The organism is Mesorhizobium sp. P2_F7 (genome assembly GCF_056403695.1).
On sequence record NZ_JBFUFA010000003.1, the window covers coordinates 441,395 to 457,044 of the forward strand.

Genomic DNA, 15,650 nt, shown 5'->3' on the forward strand with positions numbered 1-15,650 from the left:
GACGGTCAGACGTCTGAGATGACCTGCCCGTTGGACAGGATGTGAACCTTGTAGCCGGAAAAGATCTTCTGCGCTTCGCCGGCGGCGTAGAGCGCCTGATAGGCTTCATGCGGGATGAGCGCGTGGTTCTCGTAGCTCGACACACCCTGGCGCGCGGCTTCGAGATCGTCCGTGTTGATGAAGAATTCCTGCGTCGTCTTCTCGCTGGAGAACAGGCCCTTGCGGCCGGGCTTCTCGCCCTTGGAATAGACCTCCTGGATGGTCCAGGTGAGCAGCCAGGCATTTTCGGGCTTGCGCACCTTGGCCAATACCTCGGTCACCGTCGAATTGTTGTCGGTAATGCCTGCGGAATAGAAGGGGCCAAGCACGACGCGGCGCAACTGTTTGGGGTGCAGCGGCTCGAAATCCTTGTCGAGATTGACCGCAATCGTCGCCGGCGACAGCGTGTAGGCGGAATTCTTCTCGGTGAAATCGTCGAAACGGTGGGCAAGCTCGGGGTTAAGCAGGCCGTCGACGGGCAGCGGGATGTCCACCTTTTCGTTGAGCTTGCCATTGCTGTCGACGAGCTGGCGGATCATGCTCTCGGAGGAATCCTCCACCGTCACCATGTAGACCAGCGGCAGGTTGGCGCTGCCATCGAATGTCGCCCAGTGGACGAGATAATAAGGCCGGAAGGTCTTTGGGTTGACCGAGACTTTGGCGGTCTGCGCCAGCGAGAATGGGCCAAAGGTCTGCTCGCTCTTGACGTCCTCGAGATAGAGCCGCTCGGCCATCGACTTCTGCAGCGCCTCGGGGAATTCCTTATGGCGCAGGATGAAGTCAGCCATTTCCTCGCGCAATTCGCCGGCGAGCGGGATGTTGGCCAGGCGCGCGTCGGCCTGGCGGCGGTCGTTTTCCAGTTCGAGCAGGTTCTGGAAGACGGGATAACCGCTGTCGGCGCGCGAAATGCGGAACGTGTCCATGAAGCCGAGACGGTTGCGCCAGCAGGAGAACGACTTGTCCAGCCGGGCAATGTATTCGGCAACGATCTTGGCGACGATGCCGTGCCGGTAAAGCGGCGAGCGGTCGTCGCGCATGAACACTTCAAGGCCGCTGAGTGCGGCCGTGATGGCGGAAAAATAGCGCGCCGCCGCTTCGTTTTCGGGAGTCATGCCGGGTGTGCTCGCGTACAGCCGCTCCTTACGACTGCACGTAGTTGGCCGAATTGTGCTTCTTCATCACGTCGTCGAAGCGGCGGGCGAAGGCATCGTCGGCAAGCTTCTTGCGGCGCTGGATGTCGGAGCTGGCGACCATGTTCTTTTCGTGCATTTCGAGGAGATCGCCAATGTGCTTCTGCGCGGCGGCACCAATGCCGGCCATAGTCTCCTCGGCGGTGTTGTCGACCTGGCTGCCCAGCGTGTTGATCTTGTGGGCGACGTCCTGCTGGGCGGCGGTCTTCAAAGAATCTTCCAGCGCCTTGTAGAGCACGATGCGCTGCTCGGTATCGATGGTCAGCTTGTTGATCAGCGTCGACTGCGCCGCAATCTGGTTGTTGAGCGAATCGACGAAGGTCTGGAACATCGAGGTGTAGCGCTCCAGCGTCTGGCTCTCGGCCAGCAATTCCTGCTCCTTGGCCTGCTTTTCATTGTATTCGGTGGCCAGTTTCGAGCGCTCGCCCTCAAGCTGCGTCCGCTCCTTCTGGCTGGTCGAGGCCGCGATCTTGTTCTCGATGTCGAGCAGCAGCGGGTTGACCTCCTCGATGCGTTTCTGCACCGCTTCGAGGTTGGTCATTGTCACCTTGCGGCGCCCGATCACCTGCGACAGGCTGGCTTCGGAGGTCTTGTAGCGCTGGTCGAGGACCTCTTTCTGCGCCTTGAGGATGCCGACAATCGTGTCGGATTTGACCAGAAGCTCCTGCAGGTTGCCGGCCAGCGACATGTTGCGGACACGGTCGGTGCGCATGCGCTGCTTGCGTTGCGCCGAGAAGACGCCGACGAAGCTTTCCCAGCCGGTGTAGTTTTTCATGCTCTCGAATTCGGTGCCGAAGACGTTGGTGGCGTCTTCCAGCCCGATGATCAGGTCGGCGATGTTGCCTTCCATCACCTTCTGCTGCTTTAGCACGTCTTCGATGCGGGCATTCTCGATGTCGAAATTGGCGTCGCCGATCTTCTTGTCGGCGGTGGCCAGCGTATCAAGCACGGTGCCGGACTGCTCGATCTTGGTGCGCATGTCCTGCACGACCTGCCTGGTCTTGGCAATTTCGGCATCGAAATTCTGCAATGTCGCCATAGGAGCCTCCCGCTTCGGCATCAGTTTCGTGTCGGCGCGAATATATGTGGGGCATTTCAGGAATGAAAGGCGCAAGACATCGAAGGCTGCGAAAACAAAAGGATGGGCGCGGCGATTGTATGGCGGGCGGGCCATGCATAAGGCGATGCCACCAAGTCAGCCGCTTCCGATTCAACTGTGGCTGGACTTTGGCAGCCGGTGCGGCAGTCGCCCTCAAGTAATTTTCGATTCTAGCCGCGGATCAGGGCTTTGGATCGGCCTTCAGATAGGCAATGACGTTGGCAATGTCCTCGTCGCTGGTCAGGCCGGAGAAGGCCATTCTGTTGCCGGGCACTTTCAGTTTTGGAGCGCCGAGATAGGCCTTGAGGTTCGCCTCGTCCCAGACGAGGCCGGCGGCGCCGGCGTCCTTCATGGCCTGCGAATAGTTGAAATTCGCGGCCGTGCCGGCGGTGCGGCCGACAACACCCAGGAGATGCGGGCCGATCTTGTCGTGGTCCGTTGCCGCCTCGTGACAGGCCATGCAGCGGTAGAACACTTTCTTGCCCAACGCGGCGTCGCCGTCGGCTTGCGCGGCGAGGGTGCCGGCTAAGTAAAAGACAATAGCTGACGAAATGGCTCGAAGCATGGCGGTCCCCGGCTGGCTCTGGCTGCGGGCAAAGTAGGCCGCAGGCCTTAACAAACGCCGCATGGCGGCTGGATTGCAAGGCCGGTCCTACCCCGTTCGGCGGAGCGGCAACTCCGCGACTGCCTGCCGGATCGCTTTTTCAATTGCTGCCGATGAGTGGTTGTCGCGCACGAAGGTACGGCCGCTCTCCGCCATCTCGGCCGCCGCTTGCGGGCGTTTCGCGAGATCGATGACCTTCGACGCCAGTTCCCCGGCATCGCTGCCTGGCAGGAAATGCCCGCCCGCCTGCAGGCCGAGGCCTTCGACGGCTTTTTCGGTGGCGGCGACGACCATGCCCGCCGCCATCGCCTCCAATACCTTGATGCGGGTTCCGCCGCCGAAGCGCAGCGGGATCGGCGCGTAGCCGGCACGTCCGAGCAATTCCGGCAGATGCGGTGGATTCTCGATCAGCTGCAGACCATGCCTGGCGCACAAACCACGCACGACATCGCCTGGGGTCCTGCCGGCGACGGTGATCGACCAGGGCCGGCCGGAGGCGGCAAGGCGCGGCACCATTCTGCGGCCGATCTGCTTGACGGCGTCGATGTTGGGGAAATAGCCGAGATGGCCGATGAAGCACAGGCTGAGCGCGCGGTACCGCTCGGCACCAATCGGCAGGCAAAGCACGCTCTCGTCCGGAATAGGGTTGGCGATGAGCCTGATGTCGGTGACGGGGCCGAGAGCCGATAGCAGCGTCCCGTCGGTCCGCGAACAGACCCAGACCTGATCGGCGGTGGCTGCCGCACGCCTGTCGGCATCGCGCGCCTCTGCCTTCTTGCGCCTGTTTTGGCGCCAGCCTCGAAGTTGCTGCCACAGCGTCAGGCCGGCAATCCGGTCCGCCACTGTTTGGGAATCGATGTTGTGCAGGTCAAGGACGGTGCGCGCGCGATGCTTGCGCGCCAGCGTCAGCAACTGCGCAAGCACGACCTCCTCGATAACCACGAGGTCAGGGTCGAATTGCCCCCACAGCGCGTCTGCCTCAGCCAGTTCGTCGTCTGGTAGGATGTGCATGGTCGGGTGGGGGCTACGCCTGGACCAGGAAGCCCGGCCGCGCCCCGCCTCGATGGTCCGGTGCCGGATATTCGGCGGTGGCGAGGGCGCCGGGGCGCCAGTCAGGCTTACCGTCAGAACCTCGCCCATCGATGCCAGGGCGCGCGCATTGGCGGCGTTCCTGATCTCGCCGCCGGACACAGGCGGAAACGGGCAATCGACGGTGAACTGGAGAATTCTCATGTTGCCCCGGCCGCTCAGCCCCTGGTGAAGCCGATGAAGTCGTCGGGCGCGGCGCGGCCCATTTCCTCTTCCCAATGGCGGCGGCAGAGCGAGACATAGACGTCCTTGCCGATGGCCACCTGTTCGCCTTGCCGCGCCACCTTGCCGTCAGGGCCGAGACGCACGACCATTGTCGCCTTGCGGCCGCAGCGGCAGATAGTGCGCACTTCGCGCAGGTCGTCGGCAATGGCCAGAAGGGCACGCGAGCCGGAAAACAGATTGCCCTGGAAATCCGTCCGCAGGCCGTAGCACATCACCGGGATGTTCAGCCGGTCGGCGATCCGGGCCAGCTGCCAGACCTGCTCTTCCTCGAGGAACTGCGCCTCGTCGACGAAGATGCAATGCACTGTCGTGTGGTCATGATGCTCGGCGACGCGGGCGTAGAGATCGTCGCCGTCGCGGAACATCTCGGCCTCGGTCTCCAGGCCTATGCGCGACGAGATCAGCCCGGTGTCGCCCTTTCTGTAATGGCCGGCGACGAACAGCATCGTTGTCATGCCGCGTTCGCGATAATTGTAGGACGCCTGCAGCAGCATCGTCGTCTTGCCGGCATTCATCGTCGCATAGTGGAAGTAAAGCTTGGCCATGCCGCCCTTTTAAGCCGAGTTGTCCCGCCGCGGGGAGGGGGCACCGCAGCATTTCACTGGAAAAGCCATCTGCCATCGAAAAAGCGGCGGGCGTGTCGCTGTTTGGCCAGTCCGCGCCGTTGATCGTGATTGCCTTAGCGCTTGAAACCACACCAGAATGGTGTTTGGCTGACGAAACAAGGCGGGCAGAGAAACCGTAACTACGCTTCGCCAAAGAATCACAATGGGAGACTACCAATGTCGCGTATGAACACCTTCGTCGCCGGCCTCGGTCTGGCGACTTTTCTGTCCACGAGCGCAGCCCTTGCCGGCGATCCGGAAAGCTGCAAGGCGGTGCGCCTTTCCGATGTCGGCTGGACCGACATCCAGGCCACGACCGGCGTCGCTTCAGTGCTGCTCACCGCGCTCGGCTACGAGCCGCAGACGATCCAGCTTTCGGTGCCGGTGACCATGGCGTCGCTGAAGAACAAGGATCTCGACGTCTTCCTCGGCAACTGGATGCCGTCGATGACCAACGACATCAAGGACTACACCGCCGACGGTTCGGTCGAGACGATCAGCACCAACCTGACGGGCGCCGGCTACGGCATCGTCGTGCCGACCTATGTCGCGGACGCCGGCGTCAAGTCGCTGACCGATATCGGCAAATTCAAGGACAAGTTCAACGGCAAGATCTACGGCATCGAGGCCGGCAATGACGGCAACCGCATCATCCTCGACATGATCAAGAACCCGAAGGACAATCTCGAAGGTTTTGAACTGGTCGAGTCCTCGGAAGCCGGAATGCTGACGCAGGCCGAGCAGTCAATGAAGAACAATGAGTGGATCGCCTTCCTCGGCTGGACGCCGCATCCGGTGATGGGCGCCATGAAGATCACCTATCTCGACGGCATGGGCGACAGCGGCTTCGGCGCCGCCACCGTCTTTACCAATGTGCGCAAGGGCTACACCACCGAATGCCCGAATGCCGGCAAGTTCATCGCCAACCTGAAGTTCAATCTCGACATGGAAGGCGAGATGATGGACGCGATCCTGAAGGGCGGCGACGCCAACACGGTCGCAAGCGACTGGCTGAAGAAGCACCCTGACGCGGTTGCGCCGTGGATTGCCGGCGTCACCACCTTCGATGGCGGCGATGCGGCGGCGGCGGTCAAGACCGCGCTCGGAAGCTGAGCCGACTGTGATTTCGGAATAACCGAAATTAAGGGCAGCCATTTTTAGAAAAGGCTGCCCTTTTTCATATCCTGTGAGAAGATGACGTAACGACAGCAGAGGCCGGGGGCAGGCGGTCTCGCGCATGAGAGGGGCGATATGGATCCGATTTCGAAATTCATGGTCGATCACAAGATACCGATCGGCGCCTGGGGAAAGGCGTTCTTCGGTTTCCTCACCGACAATTTCGACACTGTGTTCAGGGCTTTTTCGAACGGCCTGAATTTCCTGCTCGACGGGCTGGTCGACATCCTGCTGTTGGTGCCGCCGGTGCTCTTGGCGCTGATCATCGCCATCATCGCCTGGCTGCTGCAGCGCTCGCGGCCGCTGGCCATCGGCGTCTTTCTCGGCCTGATCTTCATCATCAACCAGAACCTCTGGAAGCAGACGGTGCAGACGCTGGTGCTGGTCGTGGCGGCCGCTACCATGGCGATGGCCATCGGCGTGCCGCTCGGCATCTGGGCCGCCCACAAGCCGAAGGTCTACCGCATCATGCTGCCGGTGCTCGACCTGATGCAGACGCTGCCGACCTTCGTCTATCTGATCCCGGTCCTGACGCTGTTTGGCCTCGGCAATGCGCCGGGCCTCATCGTCACCATCATCTTCGTCATCCCGACCGCGGTGCGGCTCACCCATCTCGGCGTCGTCTCGGTGCCGAAATCGATCATCGAGGCGGGCGAGGCGTTCGGCGCCACCAAGCAGCAGCTGCTGTGGAAGGTCGAACTGCCCTCGGCGCTGCCGACCATCATGGCCGGCCTGACGCAGTCGATCATGCTGTCACTGTCGATGGTGGTGTTTGCAGCACTCATCGGCGCCGGCGGCCTCGGCACTGAAATCAACCGCGCGCTCGGCTCACGCCGCATCGACCTCGGCCTCGAAGCCGGCCTGGCGATTGTCGTGCTCGCCATCGTGCTCGACCGGATGACGCGTATCGGCGTTGGAGGCAAGAAATGACCGTCGCCGTTGACTTCAAGAATGTAGATATCGTCTTCGGGTCCGACCAGGCCGGTTCGCTGGCACTGATCGACGGCGGCGCCACGCGCGCCGAAATTCTCGAAAAGACCGGCAATGTGCTGGGCTGTGCGGGCGCCAGCCTGACCGTGCATGAGGGCGAGATTTCGGTGCTGATGGGCCTGTCCGGCTCAGGCAAGTCGACGCTGCTCAGGGCCGTCAACCGGCTCAACGTCGTGTCGCGCGGCCAGGTGCTGGTCAAGGACGGGGACAACATCGTCGATGTCGTGACCTGCGATCAGGCGACGTTGCGGCGGCTGCGCCAGAAGCAGGTGGCGATGGTGTTCCAGCAGTTCGGCCTGCTGCCATGGCGCACCGTGGAGGAAAATGTCGGCCTCGGCCTCGAGCTTGCCGGCGTGCCGGAGCAGGAGCGCAAGGAGCGCGTGAAAAAGCAGCTCGAACTGGTGCACCTCGACCAGTGGTCGAAGAAATACGCGCATGAACTGTCCGGCGGCATGCAGCAGCGTGTCGGCCTGGCCCGCGCCTTCGCCACCGAGGCGCCGATCCTGCTGATGGACGAGCCGTTCTCGGCGCTCGATCCGCTGATCCGCACCAAGCTGCAGGACGAGTTGCTTCAGCTGCAGGCGGAGCTGAAGAAGACCATCATCTTCGTCAGCCACGATCTCGAAGAGGCGCTGAAAATCGGCAGCCACATCACCATCATGGAAGGTGGCCGCATCGTGCAGACCGGGGCGCCGGAAGACATCGTGCTGCGGCCCGCCAACGACTATGTCCGCGACTTTATCGCCAATGTGAACCCGCTCTCGGTGCTGACCGCCTGGAACGTCATGCGCGACAGCCGCGACCTCGAGCACGGCGATAACGGCTGGGTGTGGCTCGACCGGCGCAGGACGACGCGCTTCAAGATCGACGAGCACGGGCTGGTGGCGGCGGCCGAGCGCGACGGCAAACCGGCAGTGTGGGTGTCATGCGCCGATGTCGAGGCCCAAAAGGAAGAGACGGCCCAGGTGTTCTGGGCCAATCCCGGGACGTCGCTGAAGACGGTGATGCTGGCCATGCACCGCTCGCAGACGGCACCGGTGGCGCTGTTCGATGACCAATCGCGCTTTGTCGGCGCCATCGGCATACGCGACGTGCTGAGCGCGGTGTTGCGGCGGTAGGACTTCAGTTCAGCCCGATGCGCCTGGCGCCGAGCTTGAACAGGGCTCTGGCGTCCGGGTCGAAGCGGAAGGTGTCGATGAAGTCGTCGGCGCGGTAGCCCGGAAGCGTCTTGCGGATGGCGGCGGCGAAGGTTTTCGCCTCGTCCAGCCGGCCGGCCAGCGCCAGGCAGTGGGCGGCGATCGACAGGATGATGATGTGGGCGTTGGGGCGAGCGGCTGCCTTCAGCGCCCATTCGGCTGCCTCGTCGAACTGGCCGAGGCGGACATGGGCCATGGCGCGTGCCCCCAGCATGCCGAACAACATCGGGTCGAACGGCGACAGATGGCGCGAATGATCCGACGATCCGATCGCCGCCTGCGGGTCGCCCGACTGCGACTGCACGAAAGACAGCGCATAGTGGCCGAGCGCGAAATTGGGGCTGAGGTCGACGGCCTGCTCCAGCTCGAGCAGGGACGCGTTGGCTTCGCCGCGCAGCCACAGCGCCCGGCCCATCGCCCAGTGCGCGGCCGGATTGTGATCGTCGATCAGCAGGCTCTGGCCGGCCGCCTCAAAGGCGAGCGCGGTGTCATGGTCGCGGTCGCCCCAGCGCTGGAAGGCGCTCTGCCAATGGGTGAAGGACAGGCCGGCATAGGCGCGGGTGAACGTCGGGTCTTGGCTCAGGGCGATGCCGAAGAAATGCCTGGCCTGGTCGTTTTCGCTGCGGGTGAAGCGATACATATGCCAGAGGCCGCGATGGTAGGCCTCCCAGGCATTGAGTGAATTGGGCGCCTTCAGCATGGCGCGGTTGCGCTCGACCGTCTCGATCTCGGATGAGATCGAGGCCACGATGCTGTTGCAGATGTCGTCGAGGACGAAGAAGATGTCGTCGGGCTTGCGCTCGAACGTCTCGGCCCAGACGATCCTGGCGGTGCGCACTTCGACCAGTTCGACGGTGACGATGAGGCGGCCCGCCAGACTACGCACGGTGCCGGTGGCGACATAGTCGACATTGAGCCTGCGGCCGGCATCCTCAGGCGCAATGTTCTTTTCAGCCAGCGCAAAGACCGAGCCGCGGGCAATGACGAAGAAGTCCCTGAGCTTGGCGAGGCGGGTGATGATGTCGTGGGTCAAGCCATCGGCCAGCCCACCGCGAACGCCGCCGGCATCTTCGGCGAACGGCATCACGGCAAGCGAAGCCTTGTGGGGCGTTGCCGTTTCGGTACCGGCAAGCATGATCGGGCTCTGGTTCTGCGTGGGTGGGGCTGCCGGCTGTGCCGGCAAAGTCGCGCAGTAGCGTTCCGCGCGAATGGCCAGCCACGCCTGGCGCACAGGACCGAAATCCAGTTCCTCCGACTGGAAGAGCGCTGCGGCGGCGGCAAGATGGTCCTCGCAGGCGCCGAACTGGCCGCGCCGCGCCAATCTTGTGAGAAGCGCGATGTGGGCGCAGCTGTCGAACGGGGTCAGCTCCAGCCATTTTTCGAGATGGTCCGACGTGTCGTCACTATCGGGCGGGAGCGTCTTGACCAGATGTTCCAGGATGGCCGCGTGGCAAGAATCGAAACGGCGGCGCTGTGCGGTCAACCAATTGTTGAAGAGTGGGTTGCGGTCGATCTCCAGCCCCTCCAGGAAACCGCCGACGAACAGCTTCGACAGGGCCTGCAGCCGCTCGGTATCAAGCTTTTCGATTCCCGCAGCAGCCGCTGACGCGACATCCAGCGCATCGACAGAGATGCCTTCGAGGTCAAGCGTGATCGTATCATCGGCGGTTTGGACCCTGCGGCGGCCCGGTTCGTCGAGAGCGGCCCGCAATTTGCTCAGGCACCAGCGAAGCTCGCCACGGGGATCATTTGGAACATCCCACAGCAGTTCGCACAGCTTGCCACGTCCGACCGGGTGGGGCGCCAGCGCCAGATAGGCGAGCAGCGCACGCAGCTTGCGCGATGCCGGCAAAGCAACCGGGAAGCCATCGCGCACAATTGCCAGCGGCCCGAAAAGCCGCAAGACAAGGCCTTTCTGGCCGTTGGCCCGGCTGGATTCCACGCCCGTTTCCACGCCTGCTCCCACGCTGGCCCTCCAGCAATTGCTTTATCACCGAACGCGACAAAGTGCACCGGCTCGCAAAATATGCGCGCTGAATGTGGTGTTTACCACATTGCTGCACGTCAAGGACCTGTAGTGCGGCAAGGTGTCGAAATCTCGTCGCCCAAACCGCCGGTGTGTAACCGACCCGTGAGCAAAACCAGGAGTTCATCCATGTTGCATCAGCAGAAAATCAGAACCACGGCCGGCCGTGGCCGTCTGTTCGACAGCATTCTCGACACAGTCGGCGACACGCCGGTCATCCGTGTCAACAACCTCGGCCCTGCGCACGCGACCATCTACGTCAAGGCCGAGTTCTTCAATCCGGCGGCGTCGGTCAAGGACCGGCTGGCGCTCAACATCATCGAGGAAGGCGAGCGCACCGGGGCGCTCAAGCCGGGTCAGACCGTCGTCGAGGCGACCAGCGGCAACACCGGCATCGGCCTTGCCATGGTCTGCGCGCAGAAGGGCTATCCGCTGGTGGTGACGATGGCCGACAGTTTTTCGATCGAGCGCCGCAAGCTGATGCGCATGCTGGGCGCCAAGGTGGTGCTGACGCCGCGCGCCGAAAAAGGCTTCGGAATGTACAAGAAGGCGGTGGAACTGGCCGAAGCCAATGGCTGGTTCCTGGCCCGCCAGTTCGAAACCAAGGCAAACGCCGCCATCCATGAAGCAACGACGGGGCGCGAGATCATCAACGATTTTGCCGGCTCGCGGCTCGACTATTTCGTCACCGGCTACGGCACCGGCGGCACTGTCGCTGGCGTGGCGCGTGTGCTGCGCCGCGAGCGGCCGGAGACCAGGATCGTGCTGACCGAGCCAGCCAACGCACAGCTTGTCGGCAGCGGCAAGCCGCAGGAGCGCGGCGCCGGTGGCGCGCCGGCCGCCAGCCATCCGGCCTTCGAGCCGCACCCGATCCAAGGCTGGACGCCGGACTTCATCCCGAACGTCCTGCAGGAAGCGATCGATGGCAACTTCTATGACGAGGTGATGCCGATCGCGGGGCCGGAGGGCATGAAATGGGCCAAGGCGCTGGCGCAGCAGGAAGGCATCTTCACCGGTATTTCCGGCGGTTCGGCCTTTGCCGTTGCACGCCAGATCGCCGGCACGGCGCCGGCCGGTTCGGTGATCCTGTGCATGCTTCCCGACACCGGCGAACGCTATATGTCGACGCCGCTGTTCGATGGCATCGAGGCCGAGATGAATGCGGAAGAGCTTGCTCTCTCGCGCTCGACGCCCGGCTGCCAGTTCCCGGCCTGATGGCGCGGGAGCAATCTGCATGGACGCGATGTCTGGACACTCGGCTACCAGTACCGAGGAAACGCTTGACCCCTCGGACTGGGCCGATGTGCAGGTCCTGTCGCATCGGATCGTTGACGATGCCGTTGCCTATTTGCGCGACGTCAGGCAACGGCCGGTGTGGCAGGAGATGCCTGGAGATGTGAGGGATTTCTTCACCGCGTCCCTGCCGCAATCGCCGACGCCGCTTGCCCAAATCTATGGCGATGTCGTCGACAATGTGATGCCCTATCCGATGGGCAACATTCATCCGCGCTTCTGGTCCTGGTATATGGGGTCGAGCAACTTTACGGGTGCGCTCGGCGATTTCCTGGCGGCCATCCAAGGCTCCAATCTCGGCGGCGGCAACCATGCCGCCGCCCTGATGGACGGCCAGGTAGTCGACTGGTGCAAGCAGATGATGGGCATGCCGGCTTCGGCCAGCGGCACGCTGGTCAGCGGCGGCTCGATGGCCAACATCATCGGGCTGACCGTGGCGCGCAACACCAAGGCCGGCATCGACGTGCGCGAGCACGGCGCTGCCGCCATTGAGAAGCCGCTGCGATTCTACGGCTCGGATCAGATTCATTCCTGCCATCGCAAGGGGATGGAAGCACTCGGCCTCGGCAACAGGGCGCTGCGGCGGATTCCCAGCGACGCCAGCCTGCGCATCGACATCCAGGCTTTGCGGGCGGCGATTGCCGAGGATCGCGCGGCCGGGTTCAAGCCGGCCTGCATTATCGGCAATGCCGGCACCGTCAACACCGGCGCCATCGACGATCTGCAGGCGCTGGCCAAGCTCGCGCATGAGGAAGACATGTGGTTCCATGTCGACGGCTGCATCGGCGCGTTGATTGCGATCGCGCCTGAGAATGCGCATCGCGTTGCCGGCATCGAATGGGCCGATTCCATCGCGCTCGATCCGCACAAATGGCTGCATGCGCCGTTCGAGGCGGGCTGTGCTCTGGTCAGGGATGCCTCGGCGCATCGCAAGACCTTCGCGGTGACGCCGGAATATCTCGAATCGACGCCGCGGGGCCTCGCCTCGGGGCAATGGCTGCACGATTACGGCCTGCAGACGTCACGCGGCTTTCGCGCGCTCAAAGTGTGGATGGCGCTGCGGGAACATGGTGTCGAAAAATTCGGCCGCCTGATCGACCAGAACATCGCTCAGGGGCATTATCTCGCGGGCTTGATCGAGGCCGAACCGGCGCTTGAGCTGACAGCGCCGACCAGCATCAACATAGTCTGCTTCCGCTATCGCGCGGAAGGGCTCGATGGCGAGCGCTCGAAGGCGCTCAACACCGAGATCATGCTGAGGCTGCAGGAAGAGGGCATCGCCGCCATTTCCGACACGACGGTGCAAGGCCGGCATTGCCTGCGGGTGGCAATCAACAACCACCGCACCCGGCGCGAGGACCTCGACCTTCTGGTCGCCGAAACGATTCGTCTGGGTAACGAGATCGCGGCTGCCTGATCTTGCCGCGGTCGGGGCCGTTGCTGGATGTCCTCAGCTGCTCGCTACCGCTGCCTTGCCGGAGGCGGCTTTGCTGCCCTCACTCGGCCCCTTCCGTGACGGGGAACGCCAGGCCGGGCAGGTAGAATGTGATCGGCCGGATCTCGTAGACGGCCGAAGGGTTCACGCGGCGCAAGTCGCGCGCGGCCGCGATGGCCTCCTCCTGGGTCGCGCAGTCGAGGACATACAAGCCCAGCAATTGCTCCTTGGTCTCGGCAAACGGCCCGTCGATGACGATGCCGTCTCCCGGGCCGCGCAGCGTGACAGCGTCGGCGGTCGCGCCCAGCCTTGCCGCCGGCCCAAGCTTGCCCTCACGGGTCAGCCTGGCATTGACCTCGAGCAGGTCGTGCATCAGCGCCGCATCCTGCTGCGGCGTCAGGGCCTGGATGGTCTGTTCGACGTGATAGGCCAGGATGGCGTAGAACATGCGGCGATCTCCTCGCGTTCGAGCGGCCGCACTATTGCAAGGTAGGGCGGCCCGATCCAGCCCGTCGCTTATCGAGACGGGTAGCCTGCTGCCTTATGCTGCCAGTGGCAGGCGCAGTTCCGTCTGCAGGCCGCCGCCGGGATGGTTGGACAGATGGACCTCGCCGCCGGCGGCGCGCGCGATGTTGCGGGCAATGGTCAGGCCGAGGCCGAGACCGCCGGTCTGGCGGTTGCGCGACTGCTCCAGCCGCACGAAGGAACCGAACACCTGGTCGAGCTGCGCCTGCGGAATGCCCGGTCCTTCGTCGCGGATGACCAGCGTGATGGTGCCGTCGGACTGGCGCAGGCTCAGATGCGCCTTCTTGCCGTAGGTCACCGCATTCTGAACCAGATTGTTGACGCAGCGCTTCAGCGCCACCGGCCGCGCCATGCAGATCATGCCGCGTGGCCTGGCGCCGTCATGGTCGAACGTGACGTCTTCGAAACCGTCGGCGATCGATTCCACCAGCGACCAGAAATCGATCCGCTCGCTCTTTTCCTCGGTGACTTCGAAGGTGGCGAAGTCGATGACGGAACTGGCGATGCTCTCGATGTCGGCGAGGTCGTGGGCGAGCGCCTCGCGCGCCGTCGATTTGCGCAACAGTTCGAGGCGCAGCCGCATACGGGTCAGCGGCGTGCGCAGATCGTGGGCGAGTGCGGCGGCCAAATGTTCGCGATCTTCGACATAGTCGCGCAACCGGACCTGCATGGCGTTGACGGCTTTCGCCGCGGCGCGGATCTCGCGGCTGCCTGTCTCGGCGATCGGCGGGCTCTTCAGATCCGTGCCGATCCGGTTGACCGCCGTTTCCATCATCCGGTAGGGCGCCGTCAGCCGGCGCAGCGACCAGATCGACATGATCACCACCAGGCCGGCGATCAGCGAATAGAGCGGCAGGCTGTCGAAGCTCAATATCGGCCCGACCGGCGTGTTGGGTTCGGTGAAGTTCAGCCATTGGCCGTCGGCAAAGCGGACGGATGCTGTGAGCTTGTCGCTCTGGGCGAAGCTCGCCGCCAATCCCAGGAGGTCGCGCTCCACCGCGCCGACATCCTTGGTGAGCACCACGCCGCCAGGCGCGTTGGTTGCTTGCGATGCCGGATCGCGCCGGACGCGTGCGTCGGTGATGCCGAATTTCGACAGCCGTCCGACCAGAATGTCCTCGAGCTCTGCCAGTTCGTCGTCGCCGGCGATCGACGAGGTGACGGCGGGCGTGTCCGAAACGGTGAGCGCATAGGTGGCGTTGAACAGGCCGGACGCTGTCAGCTTGCGCTGTTCGGGCGTGTCGTCATGCATCAGCTGCACCAGCGAATAGGCGCGGTCGTTGAGCCGGTAGAGATCGACCTCGTCATTGGCGACGGCACGATCGCGCGAGACGATGTAGAGGGTGGCAACCTGGCTGATCAGCAGGCCGGCAATGACGATGAGCAAAACCCAGACCGGCAGTGTTTGCGGCAGGAAGCGTCTCATTCGGAGGTGGTCTCGGGCAGGAACTGGTAGCCGCCGCTGCGCACGGTCAGGATCAGTTTCGGCGTCTTGGGGTCGTCTTCCATCTTGCGCCTGAGACGGCTGACCAGAATGTCGATGCTGCGATCGAAGGAATAGTCGCTGTCGCCGCCGGAAAGCTCGATGAGCTGGTCTCGCGTAAGCACGCGCTGCGCACTTTTGACGAAGGTCTGCAACAGGTTGAACTCCGCCATGGTCAGCTCGACCCTGACGTCGCCGGGCGCCATCAGCCGGCGGCGTGAACAGTCCATCGTCCAGCCGGCGAAGTGGTAGATCTGCTTGGTGCTGGCGCGCTTCGGCTCGGCAGCACCATTGCGCCTCAGCACCGCACGAATGCGGGCCAGCAGTTCGCGCGGATCGAAAGGCTTCGGCACATAGTCGTCGGCGCCCATTTCGAGGCCGACCACGCGGTCGGTGGTTTCGGTGACCGCCGTCAGCATGATGATTGGCGTCGAGTAGCTGGCGCGCAGGTCGCGGCAGAGTTCCAGCCCGCTCTTTCCCGGCAGCATCACATCGAGAACGATCAGGTCGACCTGCGTGCGGCGCAAGATGTCCTCCATCTCGATGCCGTCGGCGGCAACAGTCGTGCGCAGGCCACGCTTCTGGAAGAATTCCTGAAGCAGGTCGCGAATGCCCTTGTCGTCATCGACGATCAGTATGTGCGCATCGGATTTCACGGCGATCCTATCTTTGTTG

At 63.5% G+C, this 15,650-nt stretch carries 14 protein-coding genes; 5 read left to right on the forward strand and 9 right to left on the reverse strand.

Annotated elements, in window-relative coordinates; all coding sequences use genetic code 11:
* Positions 1-5: 5 nt before the first annotated feature.
* The 5 genes from AC1DZ8_RS11840 to AC1DZ8_RS11860 form a co-directional block, all read right to left on the reverse strand.
* Complete coding sequence (locus AC1DZ8_RS11840; protein ID WP_477303229.1) at positions 6-1,151, reverse strand: hypothetical protein; 1,146 nt, start codon at positions 1,149-1,151, stop codon at positions 6-8.
* 28 nt (positions 1,152-1,179) lie between these two features.
* Positions 1,180-2,268, reverse strand: coding sequence for a hypothetical protein (locus AC1DZ8_RS11845; RefSeq protein ID WP_477303227.1), 1,089 nt, complete (start codon positions 2,266-2,268; stop codon positions 1,180-1,182).
* Between the two features lie 241 nt (positions 2,269-2,509).
* Entirely contained in the window at positions 2,510-2,893 is a 384-nt protein-coding gene (locus tag AC1DZ8_RS11850; RefSeq protein WP_477303225.1) for a c-type cytochrome, read from the reverse strand.
* Positions 2,894-2,980: 87 nt separating this feature from the next.
* Positions 2,981-4,165, reverse strand: a complete 1,185-nt coding sequence (locus AC1DZ8_RS11855; protein WP_477303223.1) for a glycosyltransferase — start codon at positions 4,163-4,165, stop codon at positions 2,981-2,983.
* 14 nt (positions 4,166-4,179) lie between these two features.
* On the reverse strand, positions 4,180-4,791 hold the full coding sequence (locus AC1DZ8_RS11860; RefSeq protein WP_477303221.1) for a thymidine kinase: 612 nt from the start codon (positions 4,789-4,791) through the stop codon (positions 4,180-4,182).
* 237 nt (positions 4,792-5,028) lie between these two features.
* Here AC1DZ8_RS11860 and AC1DZ8_RS11865 point away from each other — a divergent pair, with 237 nt between their 5' ends.
* The 3 genes from AC1DZ8_RS11865 (at position 5,029) to choV (ending at position 8,135) form a co-directional block, all read left to right on the forward strand.
* Positions 5,029-5,964, forward strand: coding sequence for a choline ABC transporter substrate-binding protein (locus tag AC1DZ8_RS11865; RefSeq protein WP_477303219.1), 936 nt, complete (start codon positions 5,029-5,031; stop codon positions 5,962-5,964).
* Positions 5,965-6,102: 138 nt separating this feature from the next.
* Positions 6,103-6,957 carry a choline ABC transporter permease subunit gene (gene choW, locus AC1DZ8_RS11870; protein WP_477303217.1) on the forward strand — a complete coding sequence of 285 codons (855 nt, stop codon included), beginning with the start codon at positions 6,103-6,105 and terminating at the stop codon, positions 6,955-6,957.
* Positions 6,954-8,135, forward strand: coding sequence for a choline ABC transporter ATP-binding protein (gene choV, locus AC1DZ8_RS11875; protein WP_477303215.1), 1,182 nt, complete (start codon positions 6,954-6,956; stop codon positions 8,133-8,135). Before choW ends, choV begins: the two co-directional genes overlap by 4 nt.
* 4 nt (positions 8,136-8,139) lie before the next feature.
* Here the strand turns inward: choV and AC1DZ8_RS11880 are convergent, their stop codons facing one another.
* Entirely contained in the window at positions 8,140-10,155 is a 2,016-nt protein-coding gene (locus AC1DZ8_RS11880) for a transcriptional regulator (protein ID WP_477303213.1), read from the reverse strand.
* 213 nt (positions 10,156-10,368) lie between these two features.
* On the opposite strand from AC1DZ8_RS11880, the gene AC1DZ8_RS11885 reads away from it, so the two are divergent.
* Positions 10,369-11,454 carry a PLP-dependent cysteine synthase family protein gene (locus AC1DZ8_RS11885; protein ID WP_477303211.1) on the forward strand — a complete coding sequence of 362 codons (1,086 nt, stop codon included), beginning with the start codon at positions 10,369-10,371 and terminating at the stop codon, positions 11,452-11,454.
* A 19-nt stretch (positions 11,455-11,473) separates the two neighbouring features.
* Positions 11,474-12,949 (forward strand): pyridoxal phosphate-dependent decarboxylase family protein, encoded by a 1,476-nt coding sequence (locus AC1DZ8_RS11890; RefSeq protein ID WP_477303209.1) that lies wholly within the window; start codon positions 11,474-11,476, stop codon positions 12,947-12,949.
* A 79-nt stretch (positions 12,950-13,028) separates the two neighbouring features.
* Here the strand turns inward: AC1DZ8_RS11890 and AC1DZ8_RS11895 are convergent, their stop codons facing one another.
* The 3 genes from AC1DZ8_RS11895 to AC1DZ8_RS11905 form a co-directional block, all read right to left on the reverse strand.
* Positions 13,029-13,415 carry a YciI family protein gene (locus AC1DZ8_RS11895; RefSeq protein ID WP_477303207.1) on the reverse strand — a complete coding sequence of 129 codons (387 nt, stop codon included), beginning with the start codon at positions 13,413-13,415 and terminating at the stop codon, positions 13,029-13,031.
* Positions 13,416-13,508: 93 nt separating this feature from the next.
* A complete protein-coding gene (locus AC1DZ8_RS11900; protein ID WP_477303205.1) occupies positions 13,509-14,918 on the reverse strand; it encodes an ATP-binding protein in 1,410 nt (469 codons plus the stop codon).
* Positions 14,915-15,631, reverse strand: a complete 717-nt coding sequence (locus AC1DZ8_RS11905; RefSeq protein ID WP_112561185.1) for a response regulator — start codon at positions 15,629-15,631, stop codon at positions 14,915-14,917. The genes AC1DZ8_RS11900 and AC1DZ8_RS11905 overlap by 4 nt, the downstream gene beginning before the upstream one ends.
* Between the last annotated feature and the right edge of the window lie 19 nt (positions 15,632-15,650).

Coding starts and splice junctions, on each gene's coding strand:
- AC1DZ8_RS11840 (WP_477303229.1), bottom strand. CDS start 1,151: ATGACTCCCGAAAACGAAGCGGCGGCGCGCTATTTTTCCGCCATCACG.
- AC1DZ8_RS11845 (WP_477303227.1), bottom strand. CDS start 2,268: ATGGCGACATTGCAGAATTTCGATGCCGAAATTGCCAAGACCAGGCAG.
- AC1DZ8_RS11850 (WP_477303225.1), bottom strand. CDS start 2,893: ATGCTTCGAGCCATTTCGTCAGCTATTGTCTTTTACTTAGCCGGCACC.
- AC1DZ8_RS11855 (WP_477303223.1), bottom strand. CDS start 4,165: ATGAGAATTCTCCAGTTCACCGTCGATTGCCCGTTTCCGCCTGTGTCC.
- AC1DZ8_RS11860 (WP_477303221.1), bottom strand. CDS start 4,791: ATGGCCAAGCTTTACTTCCACTATGCGACGATGAATGCCGGCAAGACG.
- AC1DZ8_RS11865 (WP_477303219.1), top strand. CDS start 5,029: ATGTCGCGTATGAACACCTTCGTCGCCGGCCTCGGTCTGGCGACTTTT.
- choW (WP_477303217.1), top strand. CDS start 6,103: ATGGATCCGATTTCGAAATTCATGGTCGATCACAAGATACCGATCGGC.
- choV (WP_477303215.1), top strand. CDS start 6,954: ATGACCGTCGCCGTTGACTTCAAGAATGTAGATATCGTCTTCGGGTCC.
- AC1DZ8_RS11885 (WP_477303211.1), top strand. CDS start 10,369: ATGTTGCATCAGCAGAAAATCAGAACCACGGCCGGCCGTGGCCGTCTG.
- AC1DZ8_RS11890 (WP_477303209.1), top strand. CDS start 11,474: ATGGACGCGATGTCTGGACACTCGGCTACCAGTACCGAGGAAACGCTT.
- AC1DZ8_RS11895 (WP_477303207.1), bottom strand. CDS start 13,415: ATGTTCTACGCCATCCTGGCCTATCACGTCGAACAGACCATCCAGGCC.
- AC1DZ8_RS11900 (WP_477303205.1), bottom strand. CDS start 14,918: ATGAGACGCTTCCTGCCGCAAACACTGCCGGTCTGGGTTTTGCTCATC.